Source organism: Hymenobacter coccineus (assembly GCF_001816125.1).
Classification (GTDB): Bacteria; Bacteroidota; Bacteroidia; order Cytophagales; family Hymenobacteraceae; genus Hymenobacter; species Hymenobacter coccineus.
Map to the genome: position 1 here is coordinate 1 of NZ_MDZA01000452.1, position 19,835 is coordinate 19,835.

Sequence of the window (19,835 nt, forward strand, 5' to 3'; positions counted from 1 at the left end):
CGGGCGCGGCGGCAGCGGGTGGCCCGGGAGCTGCTGGGGCCCCGGCGGCCCCCGGGCGGCCAGCTATTGCCACCGTGATGGGCACCACGGCGCTTTGCTCGGTGGGGTAGTAGCCCTGCTTAAGGTAAAAGGTGGTGGGCTTGCTGAGCCGGGTGCGGTACGTATTGCCGGTGGCCAGGGGCTGCAGAAGGGCGGCGTCGGCAAACCACTGCACGTTGCGGCCCGATACGCGCAGGGTGCTCAGGGCCCCGGCAGGTACCGAGGCCGCCGATTTTAGCTTGACGCGGTAGAACGTGTAGGTGCCCGTAGTGCAGTCGGCGATGGGCTCGTAGGTGGCGCGGCCGGTCAGCTTCTCCTCGCGTTCGTCGTAGGTAAACGCAATGGCCCCGGAGCACCAGTAGCTGAGGAACCTACGCCCGGTTTCGCTGAGCTTGCGGCCATGCGTCAGCCGCATGCCGGTGCCGGCGCGCGCCCCGCGCATCTGGAACGTGACCGAGGCCCCGGGGTTGCCGCCTTCTTCCTGGTACAGCACTCCGAACAGGCCGTCGCCCTGGCTTTTTTGCACCCGGAGTTCCGTGGGCCATTTCGCATCCCGGCGGTGGGTGTCGGTTTCAACGCCCTGCCAACTGCCGGCCAGGGATTGCGCGCGCAGGGGCCCACCAGTGCCCAAGCGCCAAGGAGGCCTAGCCAAAAGCTGCGTTTCATGGGCCTAAAATAAATACCAGCGGTCTGAAACGGAGTGGCCCGGCGAATTGCCCAAAGGGCTTCGCCGGGCCACGGGCACTAAAAAACAGCGGCTTCGGGTACGGATAAGAGTGGTCCGACGACGAAAAAGTCGCCGGGCCACCCCGTTTCAGACCGCTGCGAAATAAGTGCCAGCCGGTTCGAATAACCTTTTAGGGCCCCGGCGCCCCACCTTACTCGGCGCGCTTGTACAGGCCAAACTCACTCAGCGTGAGGCAAACCGGCGCCTGGGTGAGGTTGAGCCGGAGCTTGCTGGCCGTTACGGGCGCTTCGAGCGGGACGAGGCGCTTGGCCCCGATGCTCGTGCCGGCGCAGATTGTTTTCCAGCCGCTGCCGTCCCACGCTTCCGCGTTGAACGCCTCGATGCGCTGGCCCAGGGGAATGTACTCTTGGAGGCTGATGAGGTCAAACGTCTGGGGCCCCGGCAGTTCCAGCGTCATACTGGCGGTCGTCACGGCGTCGGCCGTGGCCCAGTAGGTCTGGCCGTTGCCGTCGAGCAGGGCCTTGGGCGCGTAGCCGGGGCCCCGGGTGTTGCTGGCCGTGATGCGCGCCCGGCTGGCCAGGTTGTGGGCAAAGGTGCGCTGCACCAGGCTGCCGAAGCTTTGGAGCGCCGCTACGTCGTCGGCGTGCAGCTGGCCGCGCGTGTCGGGGGCCAGGCCCAGGTCGAGGCCGGCGCCGCGGCCCACGCTTTTCAGGTAGAGGTCGAAGAGGGCGGCGGGCGTTTTGGGCTGCTCGGTGGGGTGGTAAAACCAGCCTTTGCGCAGCGGCACGTCGCACTCGGCGGGCATCCAGAACTTGCCGTTGCGGGTGCCCACGGGGTTTTGCGGGTAGTCGGACTGGCCGGGCACGGCCACGTTTTTGCCCGCGGCGGGCATCGGCGTGAAGGTGGCCCAGCTGGTTTCGGCCGCGTGGCCGTCCTCGTTGCCCACCCAGCGCACGTCCCAGCCCACGTCGCTGAAGATGTTGGCCGTGGGCTGCATTTTGCGGGTGATGTCGCCCCAGGTGCGGTCCCAGTCGTAGTAGGTGGCGTTGTCGATGCTGCGCTTCTCGCGGGCCCCGCCGTAGTAGCCGTCGCCGCCGTTGGCCCCGTCGTGCCAGCTCATGAATAGGGCCCCGTAGTTGCTATACAATTCGCGGAGCTGCGCTTGGTACATGGCCAGGTACTCGCCCGTGCCGTACTTGGCGCTGTTGCGGTCCCAGGGCGAGCAATAGATGCCGAATTGCAGGCCGTTGCGGCGGGCAGCTTGCTCAATTTCCCGCACCAAATCGCCCTGGCCGCCCCGGAAAGGGCTTTTGGTGATGTTGTACTCCGTGGTTTTGGTGGGCCACAGCGCGAAGCCGTCGTGGTGCTTGGCCACCAGAATAATGCCCTTCAGCCCCCCGGCTTTGGCGGCTTTTATGATCTGGTCGGCATTGAAATCCGTCGGATTAAACGTGGTGGGACTGGCATCGCCGAAGCCCCACTCCTTGTTCTCGAACGTGGTGGGCGTGAGGTGCATAATCCCGTACACCTCCACCCCGTGCCAGGCCAGCTGCCGCGCCGAGGGCAGGGCCCCGTACGGCTTGGGGGCCCTCAGGGCGGGGCGGAGCGGGGCGTGGGGGCGGGGCTTCGGGGCAGTCCCGGCCAGCAGGGCGGCGCACCCCAGGGCCAGGGCGGCGCGCAAATAGCTTCTCGACATACAGCGGTTGCGAAATGGCGTTACGGCCCGCAAGAAACGCACCGCCGCCGCTACAGCCGCGCTTTGGGGCCCCCGCGGCGGCGGGGCCCCAAAGCGCAGCCCGGCCCGTTACCCCAGGTAGGCCATGTCCTCCGCGCTTAGCTTAATGTCGGCGGCGGCCAGGTTTTCGCGCAGGTGGGCCAGCGACGACGTGCCCGGAATGGGCAGCAGCAGGGGCGACTTGTGCAGCAGCCAGGCAATGTTGAGCTGGGCTTCCGACAAGCCGCGCTGCTTGGCCAGGGTGGCCAGCTTGTCGCCGGCCTTGGGCAGGCCGTGCACCAGCGAGAAGAACGGCACCAGTGGAATGCCGTGCTGCTCGCACAAGGCCAGCACTTCTTCGCCGCCCTTAGTTTCGCCGTGGGCGTCGCGCAGGGTGGTGCGCTGGGCGTAGCCGTACATGTTCTCCACGGTGGCAATTTCACCCATTTTAAGGCCCGCGGCCAGTTCCTCGGGGCCGACGTTGCTCAGGCCCACGTGCTGGATTTTGCCTTCCTTTTGCAGGTCGAACATGGCCCCCAACTGCTCGGCCAGCGGCACCCCGCCGGGGCCCATCAGCCGCAAATGCACCAGCTGCACCTGCTCCTGCTTCAGGGTGCGCAGGTTGTTTTCGATGCTCGTGCGCAGGTTGGCGGGCGTGTTGAAGGGCACCCAGCTGGCATCGGGCTTGCGGGTGGCGCCCACCTTGGTGCAAATCACCAGGTTATTCGGGTAGGGGTGCAAGGCCTCCACAATCAGGCGGTTGGTTACGTCGTCGCCGTAGTAATCGGCCGTGTCGAGAAACGTGACGCCGCTCTCAACCGCAGTTTTCAGGATTTCGAGCGCCTGGGGCCGGTCGGCCGGCTCGCCCCATACCTGGGGCCCCGTGAGGCGCATGGTGCCGTAGCCCAGGCGGCTCACGGTGAGGGGATGGGCGGAATTGGGGGCAATGGTGAGGGTGGACATGGGCAAGAATGGGGTGGAAAAAGCCAACCTGCTAGGAGCTACCCACCAAGTTTGCGTTAAGTTTAGGAAGGGACGAATTCAAGGCCCAAATACTGTAAAATCGGCCTGCATATACGAAACAGCTGCTGTCTTGAATTGCCGCCAAGCGGCCGCTTAGTAGGCCGGATTTGCCTGGGCTAGCGCAGTAAAAGGGGGGCCAAGCACCGCCACCAGTGATAACAAAAGTTGTGCTTTCTTCACCGGAAAATAAGAGGCTGGAACAGTAAATAGCTCATTGATGCGGCCGCCAGCGCGGCTTAGGTTCCGGCTAATGATGAAAGATGTGATTTTACGTAAAAATTTGATTGTTAATAAAATATATCAATAGTAGTTGCAAACGTTTGTGATAGTTGAGCTGATTTGAATGCTGCCAAAAGCCCTGTTGTAACTCGTAGCTTGCCTTGCCTAAATCCTCATAGCCCACCTTTTTTTGGTGCTAATGAGGGATAAGCGGAACAATATCCTTCTCGCTGGTGCTTGCGGGCGCTTGCTTCTCTTTCCCATTATGGCTGCTGCATTTAATTTCCTAAAACGCTCGTTGCAAATCGTGCTACTCGGCGCTGGCCTGGCCCTGGTGCCGGGGAGGCCGGCCCGCGCCCAGCAGCCGGCCTTGGTTACAATACCCGGTTCCGAGCACCGGGTTATCCAATCGAAAGTCGCGGGCCACCCCTACGACGTATACGTGCACTTGCCCGCGGGCTACGACGCCGCGGCGGCCAAAACGTACCCGGTGCTCTACGTGGTCGATGGCGACAACGACTTCGCGCCCACCCTCGAATACCTGGGCCTGCTCATGGCCGAGTACCACATTGCCGAGCCGCTGGTGGTGGCCATCGGCGACGGGGGGGCCATTGGCGCGCCCGGCAACCAGCGCAACCGCGACTTCACGCCCACCGCCATGCCTGACCGGCCCGGCAGTGGCGGTGCGCCGGCATTCCTGGCCTTTATCGAGCAGGAATTGTTTCCCCTGATAGAAACCACTTACCGCGCCGACCCCGCCCGGCGCACCTACTACGGGTACTCAATGGGTGGCCTGTTTGGTGCCTATGTCCTGTTTCAAAAGCCGACGCTTTTTCAGAACATCCTGCTCGGCAGCCCGGCCCTGGGCTACAACAATGCCCAGGTATTTGACGTCGAAAAAGCCTACCACGCCGCGCACGGCGAGCTGCCGGTGCACGTGTTTTTGGAAGTGGGCGCGCTGGAAACGCCTGGCCAAAAGGAGCCCTACCAGCGCCTGGTGCAGCTGCTGCAAGCGCGCCACTACAAGGGCCTCGACCTGCACCCGCTGGTCCTTGCCCACGCCACCCACCTCACGGGCAAGCCCGATACCATGCTCAAAGCCCTGGGCTGGGCCTACACCACGCCACACGTAACGTTTTGATGAGGAGGGAGCTGCGTCCGATTATTAATCCCTCACACTTGGCTGAAGCTTTGCCCTGCACTACCGCTTGCTTGGTTTTAGCGGCCACTGCACCACCGAGCGGGCCGAAAGCGCCTGGCGGTACCTTGCTGACCATGGCCGGCGAGCAACAGCCCGGTGTCGGTGGGCTACTTCGCCACTCAGGGGCGTACCAAGGCCGAGCAACTGGACTCCGCCGCTAAGTAAAACGAACGCGAACAAGCCGTGCCGTTTGGTAAGGGCAGGGGATGAGGGCCCCCGGCCCGATACCAAGAAACAGAAAAGCCTACTTGCGCGCCGCGCCGCTTTTCTGGTGCGCCTGAATGCTTTCGGCCACCTCCACCATCGGTGCAATGTCGATTTCCTGCTCGTGCGCCTTGAGGTAGCGCAGCAGCTGGCGGTGCGCGGCCAGGTCCACGTTCAGCGGGTGGCCGCCGCCTACCCCGTGCCTGGTTATTGAAGCACTAGAGATGCTTCGGCTGTGCTCAGCGTGGCGGGCACTTGGCATGACGGGCATTTTTTAATTGCCAGAATTCCTGAATAGCGGCCAGATTAAAACAAGCTGATTTTTAATTAATTAAACAATTTTTTGATTGCTATCGTACAATTAAATCTGGGTTAAGTTTAATACTTGACCATCTCCACCTAATCCCTTGTACTATGAAAATTACTCATTCTTTGCTGTTTTCCGCACTGGCTGCTATGGTAGCCACGGGCTGCGCCCAGCAGTCTGGCGTCACCGTTGGTAGTGACCAGGCCGGCAGAGCCAACACGGCGAGTGGTAGCATGTATCCTGCCCCCGCCAACCCCAATAGCCCCGACTTTAGCCAGTACAAAACCTACTCCTGGTCGTCGCAGATTACCAATTCCCAGAACAGCGTATTTTTCCTCAACGACTTGTTGTTTAAGACAATGGTGCGCGATGCTGTGGAGCACGAAATGGCTGCCAAAGGCTACACTTACCAGCCCACCGGTGGTGACTTGGTTGTTAACTTCCGGTCTTTTGACCAGCCAACTGAAATTACGAGCAACGACAACCTGGGCACCGGTTATTGGGATTCTACTGAGCCCTATGCCTACGCGGGGGAGCGCAAAGTGCAGCTCGACAAGGGCAGCATCTTACTGCAAATGATTGACCGCAAAAAAGGCGTAGAAATATGGCACGGCTACGCTTCGGGCCTAACCGATGGCAACGTCTTCGATAAAAACAAAGACAAAGTGTACGTGGCCGTCGGTCAGATTTTTAAAGAGTATAACCACCGCGCCGACAAGCTATAAGTAGCTAGCTGCCATTGCGGTAGTTGAATAAAATTGGTCTAAAACCCGGCGCCCCCTTTGGCTGGCCCAACAGATAATGCATCGCCTTGCCGCGAAGCGTTTTTTATTGGGCAGCAAGGGGGACGCCGGTTTTAGGCCGTTTCGGCTACTTCGCAAACGCGCCGTACCGGGTGGTTTCGAATAACTGGCGGGGGTAGCGTTTGGTAGGGCACCACGAGGGTGGGGCCCCAGGCTACTTCACGGTCAATTCGCCCTCTTCTTCGCCCTGCCAGTACTTGATGCGCTTGGCCTCCACGCGCACCAGCACCACGCCGGGCGTGTCGATGCCCTGCGGAAACCACTGGTTCAGGCTGGGCAACCAGTGCTCCTCCATCGTGGATTTCTGCCGGATGAGGTGCGCCGTGCCCACAATGGACACGTACAGCCCCTTCGCACCCGTGAAGCCCAGGTTGACGTGGGCGTTTTCGGTGATGTCCTTCACCGTGCGCGACTCCTCGAAGGTGAAGTAATGGGAATTGCCGTCGTAGGTCACGTCGCCGTTGTTGCTCATGGGGCGGCTGCTGAGCTGGCCCCGGCTGGTGTGCGTGGTGAGCAAAGCAATGTCGAGATTCGCCATTTTCTTGGCAATCTCCTTCAGGGTTTTATCGGCCACAACGGTGCGCGGGTGGGTGAGCTGTTAAGTACGCGGCGGGAAAGGGAGCAGTTGCCAAGTGGGGCCCCGGCGTCGCCCAAAAATTGGGGTGGGCTTGCCGGCTTGGGCGGTGGTCTAAAGCGGGGTGGTCCGGCGACTTCTTCAGTCGTCGGACCACTCTTACAATTGCCCGAAGCCGCTGTTTGTTAGTGCGCGTGGCCCGACGAAGCCCTTCGGGTAATTCGCCGGACCACCCCGCTTTAGGACACTGCCCCGGCTCGGTTTAAGCTTTGGGGCCCCGCCGCGCTAAGCGCAGCGTTTTCTGGGCGAAGCCGGCCGGGGCCAGTGGCTCCTCGTGGCCAGCGGCTCCTCGTGGCGAGCGGCCACGGTTGCGGCCACGCCCAAGCGCGCGCCCGTGGGCCCCTAATTACCCAGCCGAAAGTCTGAGACGCTGGTCTGCGTCAGGCTGATGCCTCCGAAGTGGTTCACGGTGCTGGTGTCGATGGGACACTGCGAGCTCACGCCCGCCCACAGCTCGGCGGGGTAGTCGTTTTTGTAGAGGCGCACCAGCTGCCAGGTTTTGTTGTCGAGCGAGTAGTAGCTGCCCACGGTGCGGGTGTCCGACGAGATTTTCATATAGGCAGTGGGGGCCGTCACCACGTCGTGGTTGTTGTCGTCGGACGTGCCGATGGTGCGCACCGACACGATGCGGTGGCGCCCGCGCTCGTCCTGCTCGAAGCAGAGCTTGTGCCAGCGTCGGTCGTTCACGTAGAGGTACAGCACGCCGGCATTGTAGAGCCCCTTGGCCGTGAAGCCGGGCGTCACCTTCGCCACCATCGTAAAGGGCTTGGTGTTATCAACTTTGGCCAGCAGGATAGGGGCCGTGTTGTTGGAGAGCTTGTTGTCGTTGGGGTCGCAGAAAAAGTCTTTTTTCGCGCCCACCCGGAAGTCCATCCGCCCCTGGGCATCGGTGGTGGCCAGGGTATCGGCCCCGTTCACGGCCTTGGTGAAGTGGATGCCCGCCAGCTGAATATCGCAGGGCTGGCCACTAACGCGTGCCGTATCCTGAGCGGCCGTGGAGCCGGGCGAAGGCGCGGCCGGGGCAGTGGTAGCGGTATCCGGTGCCTTGTTCTCGGCGCAGCTCCCCAGCAGGAGCCCGGCCAGCAGGGCTGGTACTAAATAGATATTGGGTTTCATGGATGGGGAAGATGATGGGAGTAGGAGACAGGCAAACCTACCCAGAAACTTCCTCCTTTGGCCGCCCCCAGGGCCCCCGCTGCTGTTTGGCGAGGGAGGCATTTCAAAAGCGTGACCCTTTATTCGTTAGTTCGCATAATGCGAACTTTGGCATAGCGCCAAAAACCAGCAGTACACCGTTACCCTATACTGATTATGGAAACCCTGAAATATACCGTCATCAAGGATGCCCAGCAGTACCAAACCTACTGTTCGCAACTTGAGAAACTCGTGGGCCTTCTGGCTCCCGCCGTGGCCATTCAGGAAGAAATCGATTTGCTCACGCTGCTCATCGAAACCTGGGACCACGCCCACGCCACGCTGCCCAAAGCCGACCCCATCGAGCTGCTACGCGCGCTCATGGCCGGCCGCCAGATGCTAGCCAAAGACTTAGCCGCCGCGCTGAGCCTGAGCAAAGGCGCGGTATCCGATATCCTCAACCGCCGCCGGGGCTTGTCGAAAGAGGTAATCCGCCGCCTCGCCAGCTACTTCCAGGTAGCACAGGAAGCGTTTAACCGCTCATGCGAATTGGCCGTGCCTACCGCAACGCTACCCCGCAACGCGCGGCTTGTGCATCGAGGTGAAACGAAGGCTGCTGCTTAAGCGCCCAAATCCCCCCCCCCCCAGGGCTCCAGCCACCTCTTGGAGTGGCTGAGGAGGCGGCAGAAGCCACTTCAAGTAACGTGAAAATGTCACGCACATTTCTCACACTGTTTTTGAATTTAATCCGATTTCTTAGGTAATAGCATTATGCCGTTTATTAATATCTCACGAATCACACTTATTTTCCAAACTTTTCCTAGGTCTGATTCGGAGTTAATTCTGCCGCTGTAGATTCCGCGTAAATAATAGATATCCCTAGAGGCTTCATATTCTACTCCCTTATCTATTATAGATTCTCCCTTTTTTAAAATGGAAATCACAGGTGAACCGGATTGGCCCTGTCGAGTCCGACAGTCTATAAGAAACATCGGTAAATTTTCGTAGTCAATATTAGGCTCTGATGCAATATAGCCAGAAGTCCAAATTGGAAATCCATCTGTGGATAGTCCATATGGGAAACCTAAAACATTAACGGTAGCACCTATTTCCGGTCGGTATGGACCTTCTGAGGCATCAAATGCTAGTTCTTGCAAATCTAAATCATCAGGAATTTTTATTATTAATCCCACTACATCAACTCGAATTGAAAAAGGATGCTCAATCCAAACTGGTAATTCGAAATTCTCATCACGATACAAATCAACCGTATAGTGTTGATAAGCTCCAAGCTTTTTTGTTCCTGCTTGAATAGTACTATCAAGGACTACAGGGAGACATATCCTTATTTTATTAGGAATGCCACCCATTTTAGATAAATACTCTCCCGTGTCATTATTTCTTCCAGTGACATTGTGCCTATTTGTAAGTAGCAGCATCTTATCCTCAGCTTTTGCGAAGAAAGCTGTAGCAGAAGATAAGACCGTCTCATTAAAAAGTAATTCTATGAAAATTACTTTATGAGAAATAGGGTTGACTTGAATTTGCTTATCTGGCATTTTTATAGAAAAACATACTCTACATATTCCTTCTATACTGCCCACCGACCTCAAACAGCGCGTTCGTAATCTGCCCCAGCGAGCAATATTTCACCGTTTCCATTAGCTCGGCGAACAGGTTGCCGTTGGCCACGGCGATTTGCTGGAGTTGCTTGAGCCGCGCCGGGGCCTCAGCGGCGTTGCGCTGGTGCAGCAGGCTGAGCATGTCGATTTGGTACTGCTTTTCCTCCTCCGTGGCGCGGATGACTTCGGCCGGCACCACCGTGGGCGAGCCCGTGGACGAGAGGAAGGTATTCACGCCAATGATGGGGTACTCGCCGGTGTGCTTCAGCATCTCGTAGTGCATGCTTTCCTCCTGGATTTTGCCGCGCTGGTACATGGTTTCCATGGCCCCGAGCACGCCGCCGCGCTCCGTGATGCGGTCAAATTCGAGCAGCACCGCCTCTTCCACCAGGTCGGTCAGCTCCTCGATGATGAAGGAGCCTTGCAGCGGATTTTCGTTTTTGGCCAAGCCCAGCTCGCGGTTGATGATGAGCTGGATGGCCATGGCCCGGCGCACCGATTCCTCGGTAGGCGTGGTGATGGCCTCGTCGTAGGCGTTGGTATGCAGGGAGTTACAGTTGTCGTAGATGGCGTAGAGGGCCTGCAACGTGGTGCGGATGTCGTTGAAGTCGATTTCCTGGGCGTGCAGGCTGCGGCCGCTGGTCTGGATGTGGTACTTCAGCATCTGGCTGCGGGCGTCGGCGCCGTACTTCAGCTTCATGGCCTTGGCCCAGATGCGGCGCGCCACCCGCCCAATTACGGCGTACTCGGGGTCGATGCCGTTGGAGAAGAAGAAACTCAGGTTGGGCGCGAAGTCGTTGACGCTCATGCCGCGGCTCACGTAGTACTCCACGAACGTGAAGCCGTTGCTGAGCGTGAGGGCCAACTGGGTAATCGGGTTGGCCCCCGCCTCGGCAATGTGGTAGCCCGAGATGCTGACGGAGTAGAAGTTACGTACCTTCTCGGTGATGAAAAACTGCTGCACGTCGCCCATCAGGCGCAGGGCAAACTCGGTGCTGAAGATGCAGGTGTTCTGGGCCTGGTCTTCCTTGAGAATGTCGGCCTGCACGGTGCCGCGCACCTGCGTCAGGGTCTTGGCCTTGATGGTGGCGTACACGTCGGCGGGCAGCACCTGGTCGCCAGTCACGCCGAGCAGGCGCAGGCCCAGGCCGTCGTTGCCGGCCGGCAGCTCGCCCTGGTAGCGGGGGCGGGCCTGGCCCAGCGCCGCGTAAATGCCGTCGATTTTGGCTTCTACTTCCTCAGTGAGGCCGTTTTCAACGATGTACTTCTCGCAGTTCTGGTCGATGGCCGCGTTCATGAAAAACGCCGCCAGCGTGGCCGCTGGGCCGTTAATGGTCATCGAAACCGAGGTAGTCGGCGCGCTCAAATCGAAGCCCGAATACAGCTTTTTGGCATCGTCGAGGCAGGCGATGCTCACGCCCGCGTTGCCGATTTTGCCGTAGATGTCGGGCCGGTGGTCGGGGTCTTCGCCATACAGCGTCACAGAGTCGAAGGCCGTGCTCAGGCGCTTGGCCGGCAGGCCCATGCTCACGTAGTGGAAGCGGCGGTTGGTGCGCTCGGGGCCCCCTTCGCCGGCAAACATGCGGGTCGGGTCCTCGCCCTCGCGCTTGAACGGGAACACGCCCGCCGTGTAGGGAAACTCGCCGGGAAAATTCTCCTGCATCGCCCAGCGCAGGCGGTCGCCCCAGCCGGTGTAGCGCGGCACCGATACCTTCGGTATCATGTTGCCCGACAGCGACTTGGTGTGCGTCTTTACCCGGATTTCCTTGCCCCGCACCGAGTACACGTATTCGGGGTTGCGGTAGTTTTGCAGGGTGTCTTCCCAGTTTTCGAGAATGGCCTGGCTGTCGGCATCGAGCCGGCGCAGCTGGGTTTGCTTGTTCTTGGTGAACTCCTCGATGGTGCCGTCCGGGCTGTTTTTATCGGCCCCGTAGTGCTCTTCGAGCTTGGCAAATGCGCCGGCCACCTCGGCAATGTGGGCCTGCTCGCGCACGCGCTGGTCGTAGGCGCGGTTGGTTTCGGCAATCTCGGAGAGGTAGCGCGTGCGGTTCGGCGGGATGATGTAAATCTTCTCCGAGTCCGAGGTGCTGGTTTCCAGGTGCGAGGCGAACGTGGCGCCGGTCTTGGTTTCCAGCATCAGGAGCACCGCCCGGTACAGCCGGTTCATGCCGGGGTCGTTGAACTGCGAGGCGATGGTGCCAAAAACGGGCATCGTGTCGGTGGGCGAATCCCAGCGGTTGTGGTTGCGCTGGTACTGCTTGCGCACGTCGCGCAGCGCATCCAGGGCCCCACGCTTGTCGAATTTATTGAGCGCAATGACGTCGGCAAAATCGAGCATGTCGATTTTTTCCAGCTGCGTGGCCGCGCCGTACTCGGGCGTCATCACGTAGAGGCTGGCGTCGGAGTGCTCGATAATCTCGGTATCGCTCTGGCCGATGCCGCTGGTTTCCAAAATGATAAGGTCGTAGTTGGCAGCCTTCACCACGTCCACCGCATCCTGCACGTACTTGCTGAGAGCCAGGTTGCTCTGGCGCGTGGCCAGGCTGCGCATGTACACCCGCGGCGAGTTGATGGCGTTCATCCGAATTCGGTCGCCGAGCAGCGCCCCGCCCGTTTTGCGCTTGCTGGGGTCCACCGAAATGATGGCGATGGTCTTATCAGGGAAGTCCATCAAAAAGCGCCGCACCAACTCATCCACGAGGCTGGACTTGCCCGCACCGCCCGTGCCGGTGATGCCGAGGATGGGAGCTATGTTTTGAGCTGTTAGCTTTTCGTCAGAACCGGAGCTATCCGCTAACAGCTCTGCGCTAACAGCTAATTGACCGCGTACTTTTTCAAATTCTTCGGGGAAGTTTTCGGCGGCTGAAATCAGGCGGCCGATGCTGCGGGCGTCCTTTTCCTTGACGTGGCTGGCTTCGCCGTTCAGGTTTTGGCCGGTGGGGAAGTCGGCCTGTTCCAGCAGGTTGTTAATCATGCCTTGCAGGCCCATGGCGCGGCCATCGTCGGGCGAGTAGATGCGGGTGATGCCGTAGTCCATGAGGTCAGCAATCTCGGTGGGCAGAATTACGCCGCCGCCGCCACCGAAGAGCTTGATGTGGCCCGCGCCGCGCTCCTTCAGCAAATCGTGCATGTACTTGAAGTACTCGTTGTGCCCGCCCTGGTAGCTGGTGATGGCAATGGCCTGGGCATCTTCCTGAATGGCGCAGTCCACGATTTCCTGCACCGAGCGGTTGTGACCGAGGTGAATAACCTCCGCGCCGCTGCTCTGAATGATGCGGCGCATGATGTTGATGGCGGCGTCGTGCCCGTCGAACAAAGCGGCGGCGGTGACGATACGAACGTGGTTTTTGGGCTTGTAGGGCGCGGTGGGAGCGGGGTGCATAGGAGAGGAGGCGAGGCGATGATAAAGCGTAATTCCGGGCTGATAGGGGCCCTGAAAACGGCGCATCTTTTAGGCAACAAAGGTACGGCGGGGCCAGCCGGGGCGCTGGGCCCAGCATTTGGGGGCTACCAAGGCTGATTTAAGTATTCCATAAGCTCCTGAAAACTATTGCCAACGAAAATGGCGTCCTCTGGAAGGCTGCCGATGAATGGGATGATGTACAAGCTGCCAGTCTTTTTCTCGATTGCGCAGGCTTCGCCACCGTCATCAGTTCCGATCAAAAAAAAGCCAGGATAGTTTTCGTCCGCGTTGTAATCATGATTTATCTTAATTAAATCGACAAGAGCCCACAATTCTAGGTATTTCCCTTCTTCAAAATCAAAGACCTGATCAGCGTGCGTCGGTAGCTCAATCAAATAATTATTTGGCAACTCAAAATCAATTGCGTTCAGAAAAGCAACAATGAATTCGGGATTTTGAGGATCAACAGGTTCGCCCATGAAATCGGCTTTTTAGCTTGCTTAAAGACATATGAATCCCGTAATTTACAAATAAGAAAGCCGGATTGCTGGGAAGCAGTCCGGCTTTCTTTTAGATACTGAAACGCCCAAGTCGCCACCGTTTCCTTCGCGGCTTTGTCCTTCTTCGCGCCCGGCCGGTTTTCCTGCGCCGCGGGTGGGGCCGTTGGGCACAACGAAGGTACACCGGTAGCCCGGGGCCCTAATTTCAGTCGGGGCTGGCGGTGGTTATGTACAAGCTTAGATTTACCGGCTGCACCTGCCAGGCGTCTTCCGGCTTGTGGCGGAACACCAAGCGGTGGGTGGCCGAGAAGGCGGCCGGAACCAGGACGCTGGGCCAGTCGCGCCAGGTAGTGGGCTTGCCCGGGGTGGGCTGGCCGGCCAGCCATTCCAGCGTGACGGCCACCCGCGCTTCGGCACCCACGTTGACGTTGTAAGGGCGCAGGTCGATGTGTTGCCAGCCCCGCGCCGAGTCGGGCACGGTGAACTGCACGTCCTGCGTGAGCAGGCTGGCGGCCGGGTGGTTATCGGCATCCACGGCCCGCACGTTGAGCCGAAATCGCACGCCCTGAAACCGCGACTGGCTGATGAACACGTGCGCGTCTTCGATGAAGCTGTGGGGGCGCACGTGCAGAATAGCCCCGCCTTCGCGGCCCAGTTTGGCCGAGGGGAGGGTATCGGCCCGCGTGTGAAAATTGTAGACAACGCCGCCGCCAGTGGCCTCGCGTCCCACGCGACGACGCTTCCAGGTGGCGGCCTTTACCACCACCTCGCCCAACGCCTGCGCCTGCGGGGCCAGCAGCACCTCGGGCAGCTGGCGCAGCGCGGCCAGCGGCAGCCGGCGCGACTGATAGCCCACGCACGACACCACCAGCGTATCGGCGGGGGCCGCGCCCGTTTGGGCCGGCTGGAAGCTGCCCTGCGCATCGGCCACGGTGCCCAGGGGCCGGCCGGGCACCCCCACCGAGGCGTAGGGCACGGGCTGGTGGGTGCGGGCATCCACCACGCGCACGCCGGGGCCCGACTGGGCGGCCCCGCTGAGAGCAGTACCGCAAAAAAGACCAATTAGATAGAATTGGACTGGGAAATGCATAATGATTCGAAAGCGCACCCCACCGTCGGGGCTGGCTGGTAGAGTGCTTTTGCGCGATGAGCGTTGCAAAGCAGGGGCCCCCGCAGGTTCCGCACGTCCAGCCGCCGCCATCGTTGCGCAGCCCACAGCCCAAAGCATCGGGCGGGCGCTAGGCGCGCCGCGCTCGGATTATCTAGTTCGCGTTACCCATCATCCCCTCGGCTACGGGCCTGGTAGCTGGTACCGCGGGGCCCCCGCCGGGCCCCAAAAAAGCCCCAGCGGTCGGGCTGGGGCTTTGGAAATCGGATGGGGGCCCCAGGGGGGGCCCAGGGGGGCACCTTACGCGGCGTCGAGGGCCTCGCGCAGGGCCTTGGCGGCGGCGGCGGGGTCTTTGGCGCCGTAGATGGCCCCGCCGGCTACGGCCACGGCCACGCCGGCTGCCTTTACGGCGGCAATGGTGTCAATATTCACGCCGCCCGCGATGGACACGGGCACGCCGGCGCGCTTGGCCTCGTCGATGAGCACTTGGATGGAGTAGCCGGGCTGGGCCTGCTCGTCGAGGCCGGCGTGCAGCTCCACGAACTCTACGCCGAGCTTGCTCACTTCCTGGGCGCGCTTCACGCGGTCCTTCACGCCGATGGTGTCCACCACCACGCCTTTGCCGTGCTCCTTGGCGGCCTTCACGGCGCCAATAACGGTGGCGTCATCCACCGAGCCCAGGATGGTAACCAGGTCAGCGCCCGCGCCGAAAGCCATGCCGGCTTCCAGCTCGCCGGTGTCGGCGGTTTTAAAATCGGCGAATACCAGCTTGTCGGGGTGCGCAGCTTTCATGGCCTTGATCACGGCCAGGCCTTCGCTTTTGATAAGGGGCGTGCCCAGCTCAATAATGTCCACGTAAGGCGCCACTTTGGCCGCCAGCTCCAGGGCTTCTTTGGTGCTCAGTAGGTCGATTGCAACTTGTAACTTAGCCATTTTCAGGGGTATTTAATTAATTGTAAAACGGCGTGGCACGCCGTTTAGGGTAAGGGGCAACAACGGCGTGCACGCGTTTTACAGGTTTATTCCAGGTTGGCGTGGCGCTTCCATAGCTCCTCGGCCGGCGTGCCATCCAGGGCCCACAGGGTTTGAAACACGGCGTCCATTAGCAGCAATACCGCTTGCTCGAACAGGCTGCCCGCGTACTGCTCGGACAGGCTGCCGCCGTGGTCCTGCTTCTGGGCGGCGGGCAGCAGCACCACCTGCGCGGCCAGGGCCCCCAGCGGCGAGGCAGCGGTGGTGGAAATGGCCACGACCAGGGCCCCCGCGGCGGCGGCTTTCTCGGCGGCTTTCACGATGGTGCTGGTGGTGCCAGAGCCCGAGCCGGCTAGGAGCAAGTCGCTGGCCTGGATGGCCGGGGTGGTGGTTTCACCCACCACAAACACGTTGAGGCCCAAGTGCATCAGGCGCATAGCGGTGGCCTTCAGCGCCAGGCCGGTGCGGCCCGCGCCCACCACAAAAATCCGTTCGGCCTGTTGCAGCCGCGGCACCAGGGCCGCCACGGCCCGGTAGTCGAGTTGCTCAGCGAGGCGCTGGTTTTCCTGCAAAATCGTCCGGAGGTTTTGTTGCAGGGTCAGGCTCAGGTCGTCGGGGTTGGCAGAATTCATCAGGGCTTTGGTTAAATAATTGCTGAGCCGTGGGGCCCGGCAAATTAATTAATTGCGCGTTCCACCCCGCACGAATGCGGCCTGGCCAACGCCCTGCAAAGGTACCGGGGGCCCCCACGGCGCGGTTTGCAGGATCATATCAAACGGTGGCAGTATCCTATCAAACAAAACCGGGTTTTTGGCGGCGCCAGGGGGCTTTTGTTCGTATCTGAAGTGCTTGCATGGCCGCGCCTGCGGCTAAATACCTGTTGCCCAGCGTTGCCCATGACCGTTCCCGAGTTGCTGCCCCACCTGCCCCTGGCCAAAGCCCAGGAACTGACCACCCTCATCGACCACCGCCGGGTGCAGACGCTGGAGAAATACGAGCTGAGCATTCTCGAAACGCTCGTGCAGAGCGCGCAGGTAGCGCAGTCGTACAGCGATTTGGTGCTCACCAACATGCTGCGCGGCAAGAAGGTGATGCACCTGCACGACCAGGCCGCGTTTAATTATTTGCCGGGAAATACGATGGTGGTGCCGCCCGACCTGAAGATGATTATTGATTTCCCGGAGGCGTCGGACGCGACCCCGACGCAGTGCGTGGCCCTGGCCATCGACCGCCTGCAAATCATCGACACGGTTAATTATTTAAACGAGTTTTACCCCAAAACCGAGGGTGACCCGTGGGCCTTTGGTTTCACCCAGTACCATTTTTACAACGACGAAGAGGTCACGGCGCTGATTTATAAATTGGTTCGCATCGGCTTCGGCAGCGCGCAGAACAAGGATATTTTGGCAGGTTTTACGGTGAAGGAATTGCTGCTCCGCATCATGCAGGCCCAAAGCCTACACGAGAATGAAAGTAACGTTACCGTGCTCACCTCTAACCGGTTTGCGCACATCCTGCACTACATCAAGGAGCATATCGCCGAGAAAATCAGCGTTGATGACCTGAGCGCAAAAGTGTACATGAGCAAGCCCAATTTCTACCGTGCTTTCAAGCAGGAATTTGGGTTGTCGCCGATTGATTACATCATCAAAGAACGGATGCGCCTGGCCAAGAAGTGCCTGCGCAACCCGCTGCTCAGCATCACAGAAATCTGCTTCAAAGCCGGGTTTAATAACCTGGCGTATTTCACCCGCATGTTTCACCGGCTGGAAGGTATGACGCCCACCGATTACCGGGCGCTGTGCTTGCAATAAATTAATTAGGACCCCCGGGTAATTAATTACCCGGGGGCCCTAATTAATTTATTGCAAACGAAGTTATTTGCCGGCGAAGGCCTTGGCGTCGGCTTCCGTCACGGTGTCGTCGCTCATAATGACGAGGCGCTCAACCACGTTGCGCAGCTCGCGGATGTTGCCGCGCCAGTCTAGCCCTTGCAGGTATTTCAGGGCCCCGGCGTCGATTTTCTTGGCCTTGTTGCCGTAGTCGGCGGCGATGTCGGCCAGGAATTTCTGGATCAGGTCGGGGATGTCCTCGCGGCGGTCGTTCAGAGCCGGCACCTGGATGAGGATGACCGAGAGGCGGTGGTAGAGGTCTTCGCGGAAGTTCTTGTCGGCGATTTCCTGCATCAGGTCCTTATTGGTGGCGGCCAGCACGCGCACGTTCACCGAAATCTCTTTCTCGCCGCCCACGCGGGTAATCTTGCTTTCCTGCAAGGCGCGCAGCACCTTGGCCTGGGCTGAGAGGCTCATGTCGCCGATTTCGTCCAGGAACAGCGTGCCGCCGTCGGCCTGCTCGAACTTGCCGATGCGCTGCTTCACGGCCGACGTGAACGAGCCTTTCTCGTGGCCAAACAGCTCGCTCTCAATTAGCTCCGACGGGATGGCGGCGCAGTTTACTTCCACCAGGGGGCCCTGGGCGCGGGGGCTCAGTTCGTGCAGCTGGCGGGCCACCATCTCCTTGCCCGCCCCGTTGGGGCCCGTGATGAGCACGCGGGCATCGGTGGGCGCCACCTTCTCGATGGCCTTGCGCACGGCCCCCAGCGCCGCCGACGAGCCGATCATGGCCGAGCCTTTGGTGACGGAGAGCTTCTTTTTCAAGGTCTTGGTTTCCGTCACCAGCTTGGTGCGGTCCAGGGCGTTGCGCACCGTCACGAGCAGGCGGTTGAGGTCGGGCGGCTTGGGCAGGAAGTCGTAAGCGCCTTTTTTGGTGGCCTCCACGGCGGTTTCGATGTTGCCGTGGGCCGACACCATGATGAAGGCCGTGTCGGGGGCCAGCGTCTGGGCGCGGCTGAGCACCTCCAGGCCGTCCATTTTGGGCATCTTGATGTCGCAGAGCACCAGGTCGTACTTGTTTTGAATGAGCAAGTCGAGCCCGGCGGGGCCATCTTCGGCCTGGTCCACGGTGTAGCTTTCAAACTCCAAAATTTCCTTCAGCGTGTTGCGGATAGCTTTTTCGTCGTCGATGATGAGGATGCGGGGCATGGGCAGGCGAATGGCGGGAAAAAATCAGCGGCAAGAACGAGCATTTACGCGCTTTGCGTACGGCGGGGTCTTAAGTTCCGCTTAAATAAAAAGCGGCCGCTCTTGCCGAAGCAGGAGCGGCCGCCAAAACTAGGCAATGCGCCGGTAAGCCGGGTTCTGTCCGGGGCCCGGGGGCCCCGTCCCCACCATTTATCTCGGCCCGTCCTCGCGGAAAGGCTCCATCGACCTACCCGCGGACCCGGGCGGGCCGCCCGTTGCCCGCCGGCCAGAGCCAGCGCGCGTGTCCGCTTATTTGGTCTTTCAACCCCTGAGGTTTACCCAGCCGGCGTGGTTGCCCAGCCGCTGGTGCGCTCTTACCGCACCTTTTCACCCTTACCAATGAGTGAATGGGTGAATGAGTGAATTGACCTGGGGCCCCTCACTCATTCGCTCATTCGCTCATTCACCGCCCGGCGGTTCTTTTCTGTGGCACTGGCTGTCGCGGCCCGCTTGGCCGCGCCTTCCCGTTAGGAAGCAGGGTGCCCTGCGTTGCCCGGACTTTCCTCGCCGGGTTGCCCCGCCGCGGTGGAGTGGCGCACTGCTTGCGGGCAAAGGTAGGGCCCCAGCTTTTGTCTCAGGTATAGCAGGCGGCGCATGGCGCTGAGGTAACCGATTCGCGGGCCCTGGCCTTAATGAAGTAAGCCCCTGTTAGTGAGTAATGTTACGTCGTGTTCAGTAGCGCGAACTACAAAATTCGCGCTACTCCACTGGGGCCTTTAAACTAAAGCGCTGTGTTCCATCAGTCAATAATTATGGTGCAGAGCTACAAAGCGCTTAGTCCCGTCCTCCGGCTTTTAGTTGGGGTTGGCTGTACTCGCGAGCGGCGTAGACTCCAGCAGCCGGTTGGCCACCACGGCCAGCAGCACGCCCACTACTGGGGCCGCTACGTAGATCCAGGCCGCAGTCAGGTGGCCGCTCAGCAGGGCCGGGGCCAGCGAGCGGGCTGGGTTCATGGAGGCCCCGCTGAGGGGGCCGCCTACGAGGGCTTCCAGCCCCACGGTGGCGCTGATGGTTAGGCCCACCAGCAGCCCCTGCTCGTAGTAGCTCGACGTGACGCGCAGGATGATGAGCATCAGCCAGAACGTGAGCCCCACCTCCACCCAAAAAGCCGGGGCCGCCCCGTGGGCCGGCAGCGTGGCGCCCAGCGACGAGCCGGGGGGCCGCCAGCAGCCATCACGGCCCCG

General features: G+C 60.5%; 18 protein-coding genes and 1 other RNA gene. 4 read left to right on the forward strand and 15 right to left on the reverse strand.

What is annotated here, in order from left to right; all coding sequences use genetic code 11:
- The 3 genes from BEN49_RS24285 to BEN49_RS24295 form a co-directional block, all read right to left on the reverse strand.
- On the reverse strand, positions 1-691 hold a 691-nt coding region (locus tag BEN49_RS24285; RefSeq protein WP_141765714.1), incomplete at its 3' end, for a hypothetical protein.
- 226 nt (positions 692-917) lie between these two features.
- Positions 918-2,423, reverse strand: a complete 1,506-nt coding sequence (locus BEN49_RS24290; RefSeq protein WP_083326442.1) for an alpha-L-fucosidase — start codon at positions 2,421-2,423, stop codon at positions 918-920.
- 108 nt (positions 2,424-2,531) lie between these two features.
- Positions 2,532-3,404, reverse strand: coding sequence for an aldo/keto reductase (locus BEN49_RS24295; protein ID WP_070747456.1), 873 nt, complete (start codon positions 3,402-3,404; stop codon positions 2,532-2,534).
- Between the two features lie 544 nt (positions 3,405-3,948).
- On the opposite strand from BEN49_RS24295, the gene BEN49_RS24300 reads away from it, so the two are divergent.
- Positions 3,949-4,824 carry an alpha/beta hydrolase gene (locus BEN49_RS24300; RefSeq protein WP_158023072.1) on the forward strand — a complete coding sequence of 292 codons (876 nt, stop codon included), beginning with the start codon at positions 3,949-3,951 and terminating at the stop codon, positions 4,822-4,824.
- A gap of 304 nt (positions 4,825-5,128) precedes the next feature.
- Here the strand turns inward: BEN49_RS24300 and BEN49_RS26185 are convergent, their stop codons facing one another.
- On the reverse strand, positions 5,129-5,350 hold the full coding sequence (locus BEN49_RS26185; protein WP_193415875.1) for a hypothetical protein: 222 nt from the start codon (positions 5,348-5,350) through the stop codon (positions 5,129-5,131).
- A 152-nt stretch (positions 5,351-5,502) separates the two neighbouring features.
- On the opposite strand from BEN49_RS26185, the gene BEN49_RS24305 reads away from it, so the two are divergent.
- On the forward strand, positions 5,503-6,120 hold the full coding sequence (locus tag BEN49_RS24305; protein ID WP_083326444.1) for a DUF4136 domain-containing protein: 618 nt from the start codon (positions 5,503-5,505) through the stop codon (positions 6,118-6,120).
- A 232-nt stretch (positions 6,121-6,352) separates the two neighbouring features.
- Here BEN49_RS24305 and BEN49_RS24310 read toward each other — a convergent pair whose 3' ends face one another.
- Complete coding sequence (locus tag BEN49_RS24310) at positions 6,353-6,772, reverse strand: pyridoxamine 5'-phosphate oxidase family protein (RefSeq protein WP_070747461.1); 420 nt, start codon at positions 6,770-6,772, stop codon at positions 6,353-6,355.
- A 402-nt stretch (positions 6,773-7,174) separates the two neighbouring features.
- Positions 7,175-7,948 carry a DUF1349 domain-containing protein gene (locus BEN49_RS24315; RefSeq protein ID WP_070747462.1) on the reverse strand — a complete coding sequence of 258 codons (774 nt, stop codon included), beginning with the start codon at positions 7,946-7,948 and terminating at the stop codon, positions 7,175-7,177.
- A gap of 195 nt (positions 7,949-8,143) precedes the next feature.
- On the opposite strand from BEN49_RS24315, the gene BEN49_RS24320 reads away from it, so the two are divergent.
- A complete protein-coding gene (locus BEN49_RS24320) occupies positions 8,144-8,590 on the forward strand; it encodes a helix-turn-helix domain-containing protein (protein WP_070747464.1) in 447 nt (148 codons plus the stop codon).
- Between the two features lie 119 nt (positions 8,591-8,709).
- Here BEN49_RS24320 and BEN49_RS27390 read toward each other — a convergent pair whose 3' ends face one another.
- The 6 genes from BEN49_RS27390 to hxlB all read right to left on the reverse strand — a co-directional run bounded on the left by BEN49_RS27390 (position 8,710) and on the right by hxlB (position 16,203).
- A complete protein-coding gene (locus BEN49_RS27390; RefSeq protein WP_125917223.1) occupies positions 8,710-9,525 on the reverse strand; it encodes a S1 family peptidase in 816 nt (271 codons plus the stop codon).
- A gap of 19 nt (positions 9,526-9,544) precedes the next feature.
- Entirely contained in the window at positions 9,545-12,970 is a 3,426-nt protein-coding gene (locus tag BEN49_RS24325; RefSeq protein ID WP_070747466.1) for a methylmalonyl-CoA mutase family protein, read from the reverse strand.
- A 125-nt stretch (positions 12,971-13,095) separates the two neighbouring features.
- Positions 13,096-13,470, reverse strand: a complete 375-nt coding sequence (locus BEN49_RS24330; RefSeq protein WP_070747469.1) for a hypothetical protein — start codon at positions 13,468-13,470, stop codon at positions 13,096-13,098.
- A 226-nt stretch (positions 13,471-13,696) separates the two neighbouring features.
- Positions 13,697-14,581: a carboxypeptidase-like regulatory domain-containing protein gene (locus BEN49_RS24335; protein WP_158023073.1), complete on the reverse strand. Its 885-nt coding sequence runs from the start codon at positions 14,579-14,581 to the stop codon at positions 13,697-13,699.
- Positions 14,582-14,899: 318 nt separating this feature from the next.
- Positions 14,900-15,532 carry a 3-hexulose-6-phosphate synthase gene (hxlA, locus tag BEN49_RS24340; protein WP_070747476.1) on the reverse strand — a complete coding sequence of 211 codons (633 nt, stop codon included), beginning with the start codon at positions 15,530-15,532 and terminating at the stop codon, positions 14,900-14,902.
- A gap of 86 nt (positions 15,533-15,618) precedes the next feature.
- Complete coding sequence (gene hxlB, locus BEN49_RS24345) at positions 15,619-16,203, reverse strand: 6-phospho-3-hexuloisomerase (RefSeq protein ID WP_070747479.1); 585 nt, start codon at positions 16,201-16,203, stop codon at positions 15,619-15,621.
- 264 nt (positions 16,204-16,467) lie between these two features.
- On the opposite strand from hxlB, the gene BEN49_RS24350 reads away from it, so the two are divergent.
- Positions 16,468-17,385, forward strand: a complete 918-nt coding sequence (locus tag BEN49_RS24350) for an AraC family transcriptional regulator (RefSeq protein WP_070747482.1) — start codon at positions 16,468-16,470, stop codon at positions 17,383-17,385.
- A 63-nt stretch (positions 17,386-17,448) separates the two neighbouring features.
- On the opposite strand, the gene BEN49_RS24355 is transcribed toward BEN49_RS24350, so the two are convergent.
- From BEN49_RS24355 to BEN49_RS24365, 3 genes are all read right to left on the reverse strand, one after another.
- Positions 17,449-18,612: a sigma-54-dependent transcriptional regulator gene (locus BEN49_RS24355; protein WP_070747486.1), complete on the reverse strand. Its 1,164-nt coding sequence runs from the start codon at positions 18,610-18,612 to the stop codon at positions 17,449-17,451.
- Positions 18,613-18,741: 129 nt separating this feature from the next.
- Positions 18,742-19,193, reverse strand: an RNA gene (gene rnpB / locus BEN49_RS24360) — RNase P RNA component class A.
- Between the two features lie 252 nt (positions 19,194-19,445).
- On the reverse strand, positions 19,446-19,835 hold a 390-nt coding region (locus tag BEN49_RS24365; RefSeq protein WP_193415877.1), incomplete at its 5' end, for an aquaporin.

Bases quoted from the DNA above. Each gene is read 5' to 3' on its own strand.
- BEN49_RS24305 (WP_083326444.1), top strand. From the start codon at position 5,503: ATGAAAATTACTCATTCTTTGCTGTTTTCCGCACTGGCTGCTATGGTA.
- BEN49_RS24330 (WP_070747469.1), bottom strand. From the start codon at position 13,470: ATGGGCGAACCTGTTGATCCTCAAAATCCCGAATTCATTGTTGCTTTT.
- BEN49_RS24300 (WP_158023072.1), top strand. From the start codon at position 3,949: ATGGCTGCTGCATTTAATTTCCTAAAACGCTCGTTGCAAATCGTGCTA.
- hxlA (WP_070747476.1), bottom strand. From the start codon at position 15,532: ATGGCTAAGTTACAAGTTGCAATCGACCTACTGAGCACCAAAGAAGCC.
- BEN49_RS27390 (WP_125917223.1), bottom strand. From the start codon at position 9,525: ATGCCAGATAAGCAAATTCAAGTCAACCCTATTTCTCATAAAGTAATT.
- BEN49_RS24290 (WP_083326442.1), bottom strand. From the start codon at position 2,423: ATGTCGAGAAGCTATTTGCGCGCCGCCCTGGCCCTGGGGTGCGCCGCC.
- BEN49_RS24315 (WP_070747462.1), bottom strand. From the start codon at position 7,948: ATGAAACCCAATATCTATTTAGTACCAGCCCTGCTGGCCGGGCTCCTG.
- BEN49_RS26185 (WP_193415875.1), bottom strand. From the start codon at position 5,350: ATGCCAAGTGCCCGCCACGCTGAGCACAGCCGAAGCATCTCTAGTGCT.
- BEN49_RS24325 (WP_070747466.1), bottom strand. From the start codon at position 12,970: ATGCACCCCGCTCCCACCGCGCCCTACAAGCCCAAAAACCACGTTCGT.
- BEN49_RS24320 (WP_070747464.1), top strand. From the start codon at position 8,144: ATGGAAACCCTGAAATATACCGTCATCAAGGATGCCCAGCAGTACCAA.
- BEN49_RS24335 (WP_158023073.1), bottom strand. From the start codon at position 14,581: ATGCATTTCCCAGTCCAATTCTATCTAATTGGTCTTTTTTGCGGTACT.
- BEN49_RS24295 (WP_070747456.1), bottom strand. From the start codon at position 3,404: ATGTCCACCCTCACCATTGCCCCCAATTCCGCCCATCCCCTCACCGTG.
- BEN49_RS24350 (WP_070747482.1), top strand. From the start codon at position 16,468: ATGACCGTTCCCGAGTTGCTGCCCCACCTGCCCCTGGCCAAAGCCCAG.
- hxlB (WP_070747479.1), bottom strand. From the start codon at position 16,203: ATGAATTCTGCCAACCCCGACGACCTGAGCCTGACCCTGCAACAAAAC.
- BEN49_RS24355 (WP_070747486.1), bottom strand. From the start codon at position 18,612: ATGCCCCGCATCCTCATCATCGACGACGAAAAAGCTATCCGCAACACG.